This window comes from Rhizobium giardinii bv. giardinii H152, assembly GCF_000379605.1.
Lineage (GTDB): Bacteria > Pseudomonadota > Alphaproteobacteria > Rhizobiales > Rhizobiaceae > Pararhizobium > Pararhizobium giardinii.
This window is the reverse complement of the sequence record NZ_KB902681.1, coordinates 25,234-39,659: the sequence shown is the minus strand read 5'-3', so window position 1 is coordinate 39,659 and position 14,426 is coordinate 25,234. Positions and strand designations below refer to the sequence as shown.

Here is a 14,426-nt window from a genome sequence, read left to right as displayed (position 1 = left end):
CCCTCAAGCTCCCGTCTGGAAGCGGCGGATCGCCTCCTCTGCCTCGCCGATCGCTTCCGGCGTTCCAACGGTCAGCCAATGGCCTTCGAGCACGATGCCGAACAGCCTGCCTCTCTCGATCGCCTTGTCGAAATAGATGTTGAGGTTGAAGGGCTCCTCCGGAGCATCGGCGAAAAGCCGACTGTGCAGGGCGATCGCGCCCGCATAGACGACCGGGTTTTGCATGCCTTCCCGGTAGCGGTAAAGACGGCCCTGCGGATCGAGCGAGAAATCCAGCTTGCCGTTATGCCCTGTCGTGTCTTCGTTGCGCACACACAGCAGCGCCATGTCCATGGTTTCCGCGTCGAAGAACGATGCAAGCCGCTCGAGATTGGAGGGTACGCCCCGCTTCTCGCCGACCCAGAAGAGATCGGCATTCATGACCAGCACCGGGCCGTCGGCAAGCAGCTTCAAGCCCTTGGCAAGGCCGCCGCCGGAATTCATCAGCGATGCCCGCTCATCGGAAATGACGATCCTGGGCCGGCGTCTGTCCTTCAGATGCGCTTCCATCTGATCGGCGAAATGATGGACGTTGACGGCGGCCGTCTCCACCCCCGCGCCTTCGATCGCATCGAGCACATAGTCGATCATCGGTTTTCCCGCGATGCGCACGAGCGGTTTGGGAATCGTATTGGTGATGGGGCGCAGCCGGGTGCCAAGCCCCGCGGCAAGCACCATGGCATTCTTGATGGGCATAGGCAGCACTTGGTCCACTGAATTCCTGACCGGTGATTCGGTTTTAAAAGTGTTATAGCGACCTTTGCGCGTCAAGTTTGACGCGCTTTAAAGGATTCCTGCCTTTATGCACCATTCGCGCAAGGGCGCGAGCGCTTGGTGCTTAAGCGCCACCTGAAGATAGGAAAATGTCCGCGGCATGTGCTTCATGTAGAAGGGCTTGCCGTCGCGCTGCATCAGTCGGACCCAGATGCCGACAAGCTTGCAGTTGCGCTGCGCCGACATGAGATGCCAATCGCGCCGGAACATCGCTTCGTCGAAATCGCCAAGAGCATGACGTTGCGAGCAATAGAGCGACAGCATCTGCTCGCAAAGGTCCGGGGCGATCGTCACCCGTGCGTCCTGCGTGATCGAGGCCACGTCATAGGCCGTGGGGCCGATCATCGCGTCCTGGAAATCGATGATGCCGATACGGTCGAAGCCGGCGCGCTTATCGCGCCAGATGATGTTCGGTGAGTGAAAGTCCCGCAGCAGCAGCTTTTTTTCCGAGGTGGCGAGAAGATCGATCAGCGAGTCCCAGATTGCGAAATACTCTGCACGCTCGGCGTCGGAGGCCTTTTCGCCGCGCTTCCACGGGAGATACCAGTCGATCAGCAGGCTGGTTTCGATCGTCATCGCCGCCCGATCGAAATCGGGGATGTGATGCGTGATGGTCTCGGACAGCGGTATGTCGCGGGTCACCGGCTGCGCATGCAGATGCGCAAGCATTCGTACGCTTTCCAGATAACGTTCAGCGATCGGCTCTCCATCGGTATCGAGGATGCCCTCGCTGCCGAGATCTTCGATCAGGAGAATGCCGGCTTCGAGATCGTGTTCGTAAATTGCGGGCGCGCAAAATCCCTTGTCGCGAATGTCGCGGCCGATCGCGACGAAGGGGACGACATCTTCGGCGAGATGGGCGAGCTGCTGGTAGTATTTGCCATCCTGCAGGATTGGGCCGGGCTTGTGGCGGGCCGAATCCATCAGGATCGTCGCTGGCTGGCCTTCGACCAGGATTCGTTCATAGGCGCGTGCCGACGCATCACCGCTGAGATGCCGGCGTCTTGCATGGCGGTATCCGCGGTCTTCGAGAAAGGAACGAATCGCCAGGCTGCGCGTGACCCGCGCCAAAGCCGCCGGGTCGCCGGAGATGATGACGCGACGACCATCGTCGAGGTGGGAAAATGTGGCCGTGAGCCGCGTCTTCGGCAGTGCCGACAGGGCATTTTCAGGCCATTCCACCAGGCAAATACCGTCCGACAGCGCTTCGTCGAGACCCAGCTCGTCGAGCTCCGACACATCCGCCAGCCGGTAGAGGTCGAAATGCGAAACCGGAATGCGCAGATCGTAGCTTTGCACCAGCGTGAAGGTCGGGCTTGGGACTTCAAGCGCTTCGTCGTCGGCCATGGCGCGCAGGAAGGCGCGGGCGAGCGTCGACTTGCCGGCCCCGAGGTCGCCGGACAGCGCCAGGCAGTCGCCCGGCTTCAATGCCAGCGCCAGGTCTTCGCCGAGTTGGATGGTTGCGGCCTCGTCTTTCAGGAGGAGTTCGATCGCCTGCATCATTCCGCCGCTGCGAATTTCGGAAGCTCACCGGAGGGAATGCAGCAGGTCACTTCCGTTCCTTCGCCCTCGTGGCTGCGGATCGACACCGTGCCATGGTGCAGGCTGACGAAGCTTTCGACGATGGAGAGGCCAAGCCCGGCGCCGCCGCGTGTCCCATGGCTTTCGAACCGGTTGAACACGGTATCGAGAATGTCCTGCGGGATACCGGGGCCGTTGTCGGTTACGCTGAAGACGAAATCACTGCCGTCGCGGCGGCATCTCAGGCTGACGGTGCTGCCGTCGGGTGCGAAATTGGCGGCATTGGTCAGCAGCTTGATGAGAATCTGCTTCAGCCGCTGGTGGTCGGCGACGAACAGACCAAGCATGTCAGGCGTATCGATCTGCAGCGTCACGGCGCTTTCCTGCAGCCGATCGGCCATCTGAAGGGAGACCTCGTCCAGCAGGTCGGTGAGGTTGATTTCCGACAGGTCCAGCTCGACGATGCCGGCGTCGACGGTCGCGAGATCGAGAATGTCGTTGACGATCGTCAAAAGCAGCGAGGACGAGGTGGAGATATGGTCGACATATTCCGCCTGCCGTTCCGTCAGCGAGCCGAAGGCGGGAGTCTTCAAAAGATCGGCAAAACCGATGATGTTGGTCAGCGGCGAGCGCAGCTCGTAGGACACGTGCTTGACGAAGTCGTTCTTCAGATGATCGGCCATCTGCAGCGCGTCGTTCTTCTCGGTCAGCGCCCGTTCGACGCGTACGCTGTCGGTGATGTTGACGAAGGTGAGCATCGTCTGTGCATTCGGCAGCGGGATGACGGCGAAATCCAGAATGAGACCGGTGCGCAGCTCGAGAATTCCCTGGCAGGACGGTCGCTCGTCGTCGAAACTCGTGATGAGGTGCGAGAACCGTTTCCAGCCGTCCGGCTGGTCATAGGACGGCGCGCACACCTGCTCGATGGCCCGGATGTGGGTGCCTGGCTTGGCCTCGGCCTCCGTGACGCCCCAGAGCGCGCGGAACGCCGGATTCGACAGTTTGATGCGCCCGTCCGGCCCGAATACCGCGACGCCTTCGGACAGATGGTCGATGGTCTCGCCCTGGACCTGTACCAGCGTATTGTAACGGGTTTCGAGATCGACCTTTTCCGTCAGGTTCTCGAACACCCAGGTCGCGCCACCTTGCGGACGCGCCGTTGCGAAAACGCGCAGCGTCTGGCCGTTCGGCAGGTGCCAGAGGTCGGATTGCGTGTCGATCGCCTGATAGACGGCGAGCGCATTTTCCTTCCACTGCTTCCAGTTCAATTGCTCTGGCAGCTTTGCTGCGGCGCGCAGCCGGTCGAGAATCTCGCCATTGCCCGGCTTGCGTTCAAGGAAGCCCATGTCGAGCTCCCAGAGCCTCTGGAAGGCCTGGTTGTAGAATTGCAGGCGCTGGCTGCCATCGAAGATCGCAACGGGCGTGGCCAGATGATCGAGCGTTTCGGCGTGGCTTTTCAGCGTCCGGTTCAGCTCCTCGCGCACAGCCTCGACATCCGAGACATTGATCGCCATGCCGGCCGATCCGGCCGGGCTCCGGGAATCCACGACTTCGAAGAACGTCCGGTTCCCCCGGACTACGGTGGAGACTTTTTCGCGATAAGCGGAATCATAGGTGCTGAGCGCCCGGATCTTTTCGCGCGCTACCGTCGCCAGAAGCTCCCGGCTTTCTTTCACCGCGGCACCCGGATTGGCGGATTCGACCGCATGCGCATAGGCTTCGTTGACCCAGAGGAGCGCACCGTCGGCGCCGCGCTGCCAGACCGGCAGATCAATTGCATCGAGCAGCGTCTGGAGGCTCAGCAGCGATCCGTGCAGGCGATCCCGCTCGAGTTTCATTTCGGCGAGTTCGGCGCGCAGATTGTTGAGAGCGACGAAGCGGACGAAAGCCCGGCCGCCGGAGACGCGGCCCTGCGTCTCGATGATTTCGCCACGCGCGGTTTCAACGATGAGATCGAAGCTCTGGGCGCTGGAGCGCAAAAGCTCGATGGCCTTTTCGAGTTCGGAGGCAGACTGGGATTTGATCCAGCGGCCGAAAGCGAGGAAATCGCGGTCATCCTGCGGTGCGCCCGTTTCGACGGGCAGCTGTCCCAGGAATTCCGGCTTGTTCGCCAGGCCCTCCCAGACGACGATGCGGCGGTTCTTGTCGGTGATCAGCGCCTGAAAACGCGAGATCTTGTGATTGGCGTCGGCCAATGCCGCGTTCAGCTCGCGATTGTCCGTTTCAATGCTGCCGCGCTGGCGGATCAGCCAGATGGCGGAAATCATCGCCGCCGAAATCACCCCGATCAGGACGGCGAAAGTCACGACTTCGGAGGAATGGAAAACGCTCGTGGTGGCGACACCCTCAGTCGCCGCGCGAGCGGGGCCGGCACAGGCCGCAAGCGCGGAACTCGCCATGAACCGGCGCAGCAAGGACGGAATCCGACCACCAGCGCGTTTCGAAGGACCTGTTTCCATGGCATGCTTCCCCGTTTGCATCACATAGGATGCCATGATCGGAAAAACCCGAATCACGGACGATCTCATGTGTCTTCAACACCTTGAAGCGTGCCCCGACCTTTCGGCGAAGCGCGCCCAAGGCGCTTACAGCGCCGCGAGCCCATTCAGACGCGCAAAGGTCGCTGTAGCAGTTCCATCTTCTGCATAATTTGTCCCTGCAGCGATTCCGCTTTGAGGAACTACGCAGTCGTAAAGGTTGCCAATCGCCACCTCGTGCTCAATCGAAATCCCGCCAGGGACGGAGCTCGTTCAATTCCGATTGCAGTCCGGCATGTCTCGGGCTGCCTGCCGCATTACGGCAAGACATCCCATGCGCGACGCATCTTGATTACGAATCATTGTCCCAAAAACATACGCTTTCGGCGATTCGTCTGGAAGGGCGAGGCAAAAAAAGAGGCCGCCATCTCGTGTCAAGATCGCGGCCACCATATGTTGTGGATTATCCGGGTAAGGATTAATAGCGGTAGTGTTCAGCCTTGAACGGGCCTTGCGGCTTCACACCGATATAGTTGGCCTGTTCTTCAGAAAGTGTCGTCAGCTTGGCACCGAGCTTGGCGAGGTGCAGGCGGGCGACCTTTTCGTCGAGGTGCTTCGGCAGGATGTGGACCTTCTTGTCGTACTGCTCGCCCTTGGTGAAGAGCTCGATCTGGGCCAGGACCTGATTGGTGAACGAGGCCGACATGACGAAGGACGGATGCCCGGTGGCGTTGCCGAGATTGAGCAGGCGTCCTTCCGACAGAAGGATCATGCGGTTGCCCTTCGGGAACTCGATCAGATCGACCTGCGGCTTGATGTTGGTCCATTTCAGGTTGCGCAGGGCGGAAACCTGGATCTCGTTGTCGAAGTGGCCGATATTGCCGACGATCGCCATGTCCTTCATCTCGCGCATGTGGTCCATGCGGATGACGTCCTTGTTGCCGGTCGTGGTGATGAAGATGTCGGCGCTCGAGACGACGTCCTCGAGCTGCACGACTTCATAACCGTCCATGGCCGCCTGCAGGGCGCAGATCGGGTCGACTTCGGTGACCTTGACGCGTGCACCGGCGCCCGACAGCGAGGCAGCCGAACCCTTGCCGACGTCGCCATAACCGCAGACGACGGCGACCTTGCCGGCCATCATCACGTCGGTGCCGCGGCGGATGCCGTCGACCAGCGATTCCTTGCAGCCGTACTTGTTGTCGAATTTCGACTTGGTGACCGAATCGTTGACGTTGATTGCCGGGAAGGGCAGCAGGCCCTTGGCATGCAACTGGTACAGACGGTTGACGCCGGTGGTGGTTTCTTCCGTCACGCCCTTGATCGCGTCGCGCTGCCTGGTGAACCAGCCCGGGGAGGCGGCAAGCCGCTTCTTGATCTGGGCGACGAGGATTTCCTCTTCTTCCGAGGTCGGGTTCGACAGCACGTCCTCGCCGGCTTCGGCGCGCGCGCCGAGCAGGATATACATGGTGGCGTCGCCGCCGTCATCGAGGATCATGTTGGAGACGCCGCCATCGGCCCACTGGAAGATCCGGTCGGTGTAGGTCCAGTATTCCTCCAGCGTCTCGCCCTTGACGGCAAAGACCGGAACGCCACTGGCGGCGATCGCCGCGGCGGCATGGTCCTGGGTGGAGAAGATGTTGCAGGATGCCCAGCGGACTTCCGCGCCGAGCGCAACCAGCGTCTCGATCAGGACTGCCGTCTGGATGGTCATGTGCAGCGAACCGGTGATGCGCGCGCCCTTCAGCGGCTTCTTCGTACCGAATTCCTCGCGGCAGGCGATAAGGCCCGGCATTTCGGTCTCGGCAATGGTGATTTCCTTGCGGCCGAAATCGGCAAGGCCTATATCCGCAACCAGATAGTCGTTCGTCGTGCTCATGAAGCTCTCCGGGCTTGAGGCCATGCACCGGGTCTAGTGACGATGATCCGGGCAGGCAGCTGAAATTCGCACTTCCGGCACAAAGCCCGAAGTTTGGCTCTCAACTAGCAGGATTCATGAAAGGGAGCAACAGGACATAAAGAAGTCTTTATATCTTTATGTCTCACGAGTGAGCCGGATATCCGATGGAACGCGGAACCGGCTCGTCCGGAACAAAAGAGAAAGCTCAGATCTCTTCGCCGAACTTGTCGGCGACCAGCGCGTCGAGGGCGTCGAGCGCTTCCTGGGCCTGGCGGCCGCTGGCGACGACGGAGATCGAACAGCCCGTGCTGGCGGCCAGCATCATCAGGCCCATGATCGAGGTGCCGCCGACGGTCATGCCGTCTTTCGACACGTGAATCTCGGCGTCGTAGCCTTCCACCGTCTGGACGAACTTGGCCGAGGCGCGGGCGTGCAGCCCTCGCTTGTTGATGATCAGCAATTCGCGGGAAAGCGCCACTGCGGCCACTTCGCTATTTGCCACTGAGGACACGGCTTGCGACATTGATATACTTCCTGCCTGCTTCGGATGCTTCGACGAGTGCCTTGTCCATATCGCTTTCGCCGCGCACGCCGGCGAGCTTGATCAGCATAGGCAGGTTGACGCCGGCGATGACCTCGACGGTGCCACTCTGCATCACCGAGATCGCCAGATTGGACGGGGTGCCGCCGAACATGTCCGTCAGGATGATGACGCCATTGCCCTCATCGGCCGACAGGACCGCTTCCAGGATATCCTGGCGGCGTTGATCCATGTCATCCTCGGGGCCGATGCAGACCGTCTCGATCGACTTTTGCGGACCAACGACATGCTCCAGCGCATGACGAAACTCTTCAGCCAGCTTGCCGTGTGTGACAAGCACAAGTCCGATCATGGTGTCTCCGCTCCAACTGCATCTGCTAATCGTCGATGGTCAGATATCGCAATGCAGCAATTTCGTCCACCTTCGGGGCGGCCATCTTGGCAAGGAAAAGGCGAAGTGCAAGTTAAAAATCCAGAAATGCTGCTTTTGAAGGCATCATTGTGCTTGAAAACCGGCATTTCGAGGCAAAATAAGCCGCAAAATTTCGAAGGAATTCAAGCCCTCTCCGAAGGGAAGCCGCAGCAACGGCAAAAAATTGCCTGAGGGAAGGGCAAACACCTCGTTTTCGGGCGGCAGGCGCGGTTCAAACGGCGATTTGACCGGCTGAATGGCGAAATCGATGACGGCAGCGGATATCGTCTCGACACTCACGATGCCGGCACCGCGAATCTCGGCCAAACCGGCGATGGCGGCGGGCCGCCGGGCGACAACCCTGCCATTTCGCACCGCAATCAGCACCTGATCGTCCGATACGAGCGCGCCAAACAATCCGCTTGCTCGTGCGGCCGCCACACAGGAAAGCGCGAGAGCCGTCTTGCCGATGCCCGAGGGACCGACGAACAGGAAACCGCGGGTTCCGAGAACGGCGGCCGTGGCGTGAATATTGACCGCCTCGTCCGTCATGCGTTGGTCTCGACCGGTAGCGACAGGGTGAAGCGCGCGCCGACGACCTTGCCGCTCGCATTCGTCATATTCTCGGCCTTCAGAGAGCCGCCATGGGCTTCTGCGATCTGGCGCGAGATCGACAGTCCAAGGCCGGAATTCTGGCCGAAATCCTCACCTTCCGGCCGATCGGTGTAGAAGCGCTCGAAGATCCGGTCGATGTCTTCCGCCTGGATGCCGGGGCCGTTGTCCTCGACATAGATGAGGCAGCGGCTGCGGGTTCGCGTCAGGCGCAGGATGATGCGGCCACCTTCCTCGGGGACGAAGGAACGGGCGTTTTCGATGAGATTGGTGATGATCTGGCCGATGCGAAGTTCGTAGCCGGCGACATCGAAGCGGGCCTTCGGATTGTCCTTGCGCTCGACGACGAAGCTGAGCTGCACGGGTTTCTTGCCGCCGCGGATCTGCCGGGAAATATCGACGAGATCGCCCACCAGCTTCTCCAGGTCGATGGCCTTGGCGTCGCTGCGGGCAAGCTCGGCATCGAGCCGCGACGCGTCGGAGATGTCGCTGATCAGGCGATCCAGGCGGCGCACGTCGTGCTGGATCACATCCATCAACCGCTTCTTGGAATCGTCGGTGCGGGCAAGCGGCAGGGTTTCGACGGCACTGCGCAGCGATGTCAACGGGTTCTTGAGCTCATGGCTGACATCGGCGGCGAAATTCTCGATCGCGGCGATGCGGTCGTACAGCGCCGTGGTCATTTCGCGCAGGGCAACCGAAAGGTTTCCGATCTCGTCCTGGCGGGAGGAAAAGTCCGGGATTTCCTCGCGCTCCTTGGCGCCGCCCCGCCGCACGCGAATGGCCGCGGCCGAAAGGCGCCGCAGCGGATTGGCGATCGTGCTCGACAGGAGCAGGGAGAGGATGACGTTGACCAGGGCTGCGACACCGAAGACGCGGATGATGGCCAGCCGCTCGGCATGAACGATCTTGTCGATATCGCCGGCCTGCGTCGAGAGAAGAAGAACGCCGAGAACGGCGCGGAACCGCTGGACGGGAACGGCGACGGAGACGATCAGCTCACCCTTTTCGGTGACGCGCACGACGGCGCCGCGGACGCCGGTCAGGGCATTCATGACCTCCGGATAGATGGAGCCGTTGCCGCCTGGCGGTTCCTTGTAGAGCGGCAGGTTGCCGGGCTGCAGGATGCGGTTGAACCAGGAGTTCAGCCGTTCGGACCACGTCGCCGATTCCGGTTCGAGCGGCGGCAGGTCGAAGCGCAGCACCTGTCCGCCGGTATAGAGGTGACGTGAATCCAGCAGCAGGTCGGCATCGGCGTCGAACAGGCGGGCACGGGTGCGGGTCGGCGAGATCAATCGCCGCAGAACGGGCGCGACGCGCTCCTGATTGATCGGAAACTCAAGGTCCTCGTCGCTCGGCAGCGGCGTGATGCTCTGCCCTGCCTGCAGTTCCAGCAGCTTTTCCGGATCGATGGTGATCGAGTTGGTATCGACCGAAGCGGAAGCCGCGATGGCGCCGGCGATGATTTCGCCTTGCGTCAGCAGGCTTTCGACGCGCGCATCGATCAGGCCCTCGCGAAACTGGTTCAGGTACATGATGCCGCCGACGAGGACGACGAGCGCGACGAGATTGAAGAACAGGATGCGGCGCGTCAGGCTCGAAAACACCGCATTGCCGAAGATCCGGCGTATCAGCGTGAAGGGATGCGCCCACTTTCGGTCGGACGCGGTTCTCGCGTCGCTGTCTTCCACATCGATGTTTCGCAAGACTTCGACCAAGCCTTCAACTCCCGCTCGCGCGGCTCCTGCATATCAACGGATATGGCTATTATAGGCGAAAACCGTTTGGGGTTCGCTCCGGCGCGGAGCCGTATCATACAGTTCCGCGACAAGCCATGCCAGTGTGGCCGCGGCGCTAGCGCGCGCCCGTGCCAGTTCAGCGTTCGTCAGGCCGATTCGCGGAAACGATAGCCGACGCCGTAAAGCGTCTCGATCATGTCGAAGTCATTGTCGACCATCTTAAACTTCTTGCGCAGCCGCTTGATGTGGCTGTCGATCGTGCGATCGTCGACATAGACCTGCTCGTCATAGGCCGCGTCCATCAGGGAATCGCGGCTCTTTACGACGCCGGGGCGCTGCGCCAGCGAATGCAGGATGAGGAATTCGGTGACCGTCAGGGTGACCGGCTCGTTCTTCCAGGTGCAGGTGTGACGTTCCTGGTCCATCGATAGCTGGCCGCGTTCCAGTGAACGCGCCTGCACATCGGCGGCGGTCTTGGCGGCGCCGCCCGAATTTGCCGCAGCCGCGGCTTCCCGGTTGGCCGAGCGGCGCAGGATCGCCTTGACGCGTTCAACCAGCAGTCGCTGCGAGAAGGGCTTGGTGATGAAGTCATCGGCGCCCATCTTCAGGCCGAACAGCTCGTCGATCTCCTCATCCTTGGAGGTGAGGAAGATCACCGGAATATCCGACTTCTGGCGCAGGCGGCGCAAGAGTTCCATGCCGTCCATGCGCGGCATCTTGATGTCGAAGATGGCCAGTTGCGGCGGTCGGGCAAGCAGGCCGTCAAGGGCTGAAGCACCGTCGGTATAGGTTTCGACTTTGTATCCTTCGGCTTCCAGCGCAATCGATACCGAGGTCAGGATGTTCCGGTCGTCATCGACAAGTGCAATCGTCTGCATCGTATAGGGCTCCACCATTTCACTTCGCCTCCGAGGCCAGCCCGGCTGTCCGGGGCCATGCTGCGGTTGGACGCGTTTCTTGAGTATAAAGGTGGAACAAATTGTGGCGAAGTAAAATGCAAAAGCAATGCGACGGCTGCAGCAAGCGCGATTTCGCCGAAGAAACGGGGCCCAAAAAGCGCTGATTCAACCGATTAAAAAAGCAATAAATTCCTTTAAATCGATTAATATACTGAAATTATTATATTTTTTGAGACAGCAACCTTGTCTTTTCTCACCGCGCCTTTTAATGTCACGAACATTCTACGTTTTATCGGCAAACCACGGAGGAAAGCTGAACCATGAAGGAACTCGGCATTCGCAACCCATCCCTTGGGCTGGAATCAATCGGTTTCACCAACCTGGACATGGTTCGGTATAACTTCGGCACCGCTGAACTCTATGAGGAAATCCTGCGCCGCGGCGAAGCGCAGCTGACCACGCACGGTGCCGTGCGTGCGCTGACCGGTCAGCATACGGGCCGTTCGCCCAAGGACAAATTCGTCGTTCGCGACGCCAATACGGCGAACGAAATCTGGTGGGACAACAACAATGCGATGTCGCCGGAACACTTCGAGCTGCTGCACCAGGACATGCTCGATCACGCCAAGGGCAAGTCGCTCTATGTTCAGGACCTGATCGGCGGCGCCGACGCGGAAAACGCTCTTGCGACCCGTGTGGTTACGGAATTCGCCTGGCATTCGCTGTTCATCCGCAACCTGCTGATCCGTCCGGAAAAGGCAGCGCTGGCCACCTTCGCACCGAAGCTGACGATCATCGACCTGCCGGACTTCAAGGGTGATCCTGCCCGCCATGGTTGCCGCACCGAAACCGTGATCGCCTGCAATTTCACCAAGGGTATCATCCTGATCGGCGGCACATCCTATGCCGGCGAGATGAAGAAGTCGGTCTTTACGATGCTCAACTACCTGCTGCCGGCCAAGCGGGTGATGCCGATGCATTGCTCCGCCAATGTCGGCCCGGATGGCGACTCGGCGGTTTTCTTCGGCCTTTCGGGCACCGGCAAGACGACGCTTTCTGCCGATCCGAAGCGCACGCTCATCGGTGATGACGAGCATGGCTGGGGCGAGGACGGCATCTTCAATTTCGAAGGCGGCTGCTACGCCAAGACCATTCGCCTGTCGGCCGAAGCCGAGCCGGAAATCTTCGCAACGACGCGCCGCTTCGGCACCGTGCTCGAGAACGTCGTTCTCGATGAGAACCGCGTGCCGGATTTCAACGACGGCTCGCTGACTGAAAACACGCGCTGCGCCTATCCGCTGGACTTCATCCCGAATGCCAGCAAGACCGGCACTGCGGGCCATCCGCGCACGATCATCATGCTGACGGCGGATGCCTTCGGCGTCATGCCACCCATCGCGCGGCTGACGCCGGATCAGGCGATGTATCACTTCCTCTCCGGTTACACCGCCAAGGTGGCAGGCACCGAAAAGGGCGTGACGGAACCGGAAGCGACCTTCTCGACCTGCTTCGGCGCTCCCTTCATGCCGCGCCATCCGTCCGAGTACGGCAACCTCCTGAAGACGCTGATTGCCGAGCATGGCGTCAGTTGCTGGCTGGTCAACACCGGCTGGACCGGGGGCGCCTATGGCACCGGAAGCCGTATGCCGATCAAGGCGACGCGGGCACTGCTTGCGGCGGCACTTGACGGCTCGCTGGCATCGGCCGAATTCCGCACCGACGGCAATTTCGGCTTCGCCGTGCCCGTGGCCGTTCCCGGTGTCGACGGCAAGATCCTCGATCCGCGCTCGACCTGGAGCGACGGTGCCGCCTATGACGCGCAGGCCCGCAAGCTGGTGGATATGTTCGTTGCCAATTTCGCCAAGTTCGAAAACCATGTCGATGGCAGCGTCCGCGATGCTGCCCCGGGCGCCAAGCTCGCTGCGGAGTAAAAAAGACAGCCTAACATAAATCGCAGGCTATGATTCACGTGAAACCCGGCTTGAGAAGGCCGGGTTTTCTTCTGTCTGGCGGTTCATGCGTTTTCAACTTCGCCATCCTGTGAGATAGAGCGGAGGAAGGAAGAACGTCATGGCCAGCGATCCGCTTTACATCAACGACAACATCGTCATCGCCGGCTGGGAGCTGACGGAGCAATTCGTGCTGGCTGGCGGTCCCGGCGGGCAGAACGTCAACAAGGTCTCGACTGCCGTCCAGCTATTCTATGGAATCAAGGCATCGCCTGCCTTGCCGGAGCGGGTGCGCGACAATGCGATCAAGCTCGCCGGTCGCAAAGTGTCAAAGGACGGTGTCCTGATGATCGAGGCAAGCCGCTTCCGCAGCCAGGAGCGCAATCGCGAGGATGCGCGCGAGCGGTTGAAGGAGCTGATCCTCAAGGCGGCGGAGCCCCCACCGCCGCCGCGGCGAAAGACCAGGCCGACGAAGGGCTCGATCGAGCGCCGGCTGAAGGAAAAGACCGGGCGCAGCGAAGTCAAGAAGATGCGCGGCCGTCCCGAAAACGAATGAGACGCATTTTTCACGCACACCTTGTTTTTGCGCGTCACCGCACTCTGTTAGGCTGGAGCCAATGACAAAGGGGGAAATGCCATGGGTCTGTTCAGCTTTATCAAGAATGCCGGCAAGAAACTCGGCATTGGCGGTGATGACGATGCGCCCGATGTCGAAGCGGTGAAGAAAGAGCTCGCCTCCCATGACCTCGGTACCGATAAGGTGGACGTCGCTTTGGAAGGCGACAAGGTTGTCCTCACCGGTGTCGTCAAGGACCAGTCGGTGTTCGAAAAGGCTGTGGTTGCCGTCGGCAATACGCTCGGTATTTCCAAGGTCGAGGCGACCGAACTGAAGGTCGCGGCCGGCGCGGCAGCGACGCCCGCTCCCGCCAAGGCGCCGGTTTTCTACACGGTCAAGAAGGGCGACAATCTCTGGAAGATCGCCGAAGCTCAGTATGGAAAGGGCAAGGGTGCAAAAAACACCGTCATCCTCGAAGCCAACAAGCCGATGCTGACCCATCCGGACAAGATCTATCCCGGCCAGGTGTTGCGCATTCCGGATCTGGACCAGGCGTGAGCATGAACAAGGCCAGGGCAAATCGATTGGTTCTTTCCTTTGCCCTTGTGGCGGCATGGAGCGGAACCGCGCTGGGCCAGCCGTTTCGCGAGCCGGAAAAGGGATCGGCAGAGCGGTCTGCGATCCTCGATACCCTTCGTCCCGCCGTCGAAGCGGAGATGCGCGGGCCGGTCGAATTCGTGGTGACGACGATGCGCGTATCGCCGAACTGGGCGTTTGTGCAGGTCGAACCGCAACAGCCGGGCGGCGGGGCGATCGATCCGGAAAAAACCGGTTTTGCGGGAGAATCCGACATGATGGACGGGCTGACGGTCTATGGCCTGGCGACCTTCCAGTTCGGTCGGTGGAATCTGATCGATCACATGGTCGGCCCGACGGATGTCGGCTATGCAGCCTGGCAGCAGCGCTATGGCGTGCCGCCCGCGGTGCTTGGCCTGGAATAGGCTTTT

The 14,426-nt window shown here is 60.7% G+C and carries 13 protein-coding genes; 4 read left to right on the top strand and 9 right to left on the bottom strand.

What is annotated here, in order from left to right; all coding sequences use genetic code 11:
- Positions 1-3: 3 nt before the first annotated feature.
- The 9 genes from A3AY_RS0118400 to A3AY_RS0118360 form a co-directional block, all read right to left on the bottom strand.
- A complete protein-coding gene (locus A3AY_RS0118400) occupies positions 4-735 on the bottom strand; it encodes a nucleotidyltransferase family protein (RefSeq protein ID WP_018327138.1) in 732 nt (243 codons plus the stop codon).
- A gap of 87 nt (positions 736-822) precedes the next feature.
- Positions 823-2,313: a bifunctional tRNA (adenosine(37)-N6)-threonylcarbamoyltransferase complex ATPase subunit type 1 TsaE/phosphotransferase gene (locus A3AY_RS0118395; RefSeq protein ID WP_018327137.1), complete on the bottom strand. Its 1,491-nt coding sequence runs from the start codon at positions 2,311-2,313 to the stop codon at positions 823-825.
- On the bottom strand, positions 2,313-4,793 hold the full coding sequence (locus tag A3AY_RS0118390; RefSeq protein ID WP_026203582.1) for a sensor histidine kinase: 2,481 nt from the start codon (positions 4,791-4,793) through the stop codon (positions 2,313-2,315). The genes A3AY_RS0118395 and A3AY_RS0118390 overlap by 1 nt, the downstream gene beginning before the upstream one ends.
- Positions 4,794-5,289: 496 nt before the next feature.
- A complete protein-coding gene (ahcY, locus tag A3AY_RS0118385; RefSeq protein WP_018327135.1) occupies positions 5,290-6,690 on the bottom strand; it encodes an adenosylhomocysteinase in 1,401 nt (466 codons plus the stop codon).
- 226 nt (positions 6,691-6,916) lie between these two features.
- Complete coding sequence (locus A3AY_RS0118380) at positions 6,917-7,234, bottom strand: HPr family phosphocarrier protein (RefSeq protein ID WP_051108367.1); 318 nt, start codon at positions 7,232-7,234, stop codon at positions 6,917-6,919.
- The gene (locus A3AY_RS0118375) at positions 7,203-7,604 is read right to left on the bottom strand and encodes a PTS sugar transporter subunit IIA (RefSeq protein WP_018327133.1); all 402 of its coding nucleotides are present in this window, start codon (positions 7,602-7,604) and stop codon (positions 7,203-7,205) included. The genes A3AY_RS0118380 and A3AY_RS0118375 overlap by 32 nt, the downstream gene beginning before the upstream one ends.
- Before the next feature lie 144 nt (positions 7,605-7,748).
- Positions 7,749-8,216: an HPr kinase/phosphorylase gene (locus tag A3AY_RS0118370; RefSeq protein WP_018327132.1), complete on the bottom strand. Its 468-nt coding sequence runs from the start codon at positions 8,214-8,216 to the stop codon at positions 7,749-7,751.
- Complete coding sequence (locus A3AY_RS0118365; RefSeq protein WP_018327131.1) at positions 8,213-9,994, bottom strand: sensor histidine kinase; 1,782 nt, start codon at positions 9,992-9,994, stop codon at positions 8,213-8,215. Before A3AY_RS0118365 ends, A3AY_RS0118370 begins: the two co-directional genes overlap by 4 nt.
- A 167-nt stretch (positions 9,995-10,161) precedes the next feature.
- Entirely contained in the window at positions 10,162-10,893 is a 732-nt protein-coding gene (locus A3AY_RS0118360) for a response regulator transcription factor (RefSeq protein WP_085995046.1), read from the bottom strand.
- Positions 10,894-11,234: 341 nt separating this feature from the next.
- Here A3AY_RS0118360 and A3AY_RS0118355 point away from each other — a divergent pair, with 341 nt between their 5' ends.
- The 4 genes from A3AY_RS0118355 (at position 11,235) to A3AY_RS0118340 (ending at position 14,420) form a co-directional block, all read left to right on the top strand.
- Positions 11,235-12,845 carry a phosphoenolpyruvate carboxykinase gene (locus tag A3AY_RS0118355; protein WP_018327129.1) on the top strand — a complete coding sequence of 537 codons (1,611 nt, stop codon included), beginning with the start codon at positions 11,235-11,237 and terminating at the stop codon, positions 12,843-12,845.
- A gap of 139 nt (positions 12,846-12,984) precedes the next feature.
- Positions 12,985-13,419 (top strand): alternative ribosome rescue aminoacyl-tRNA hydrolase ArfB, encoded by a 435-nt coding sequence (gene arfB / locus A3AY_RS0118350; protein ID WP_018327128.1) that lies wholly within the window; start codon positions 12,985-12,987, stop codon positions 13,417-13,419.
- Between the two features lie 81 nt (positions 13,420-13,500).
- Positions 13,501-13,977, top strand: coding sequence for a peptidoglycan-binding protein LysM (gene lysM, locus A3AY_RS0118345; protein ID WP_018327127.1), 477 nt, complete (start codon positions 13,501-13,503; stop codon positions 13,975-13,977).
- Between the two features lie 2 nt (positions 13,978-13,979).
- Positions 13,980-14,420, top strand: coding sequence for a hypothetical protein (locus tag A3AY_RS0118340; protein WP_112853577.1), 441 nt, complete (start codon positions 13,980-13,982; stop codon positions 14,418-14,420).
- Positions 14,421-14,426: the final 6 nt, after the last annotated feature.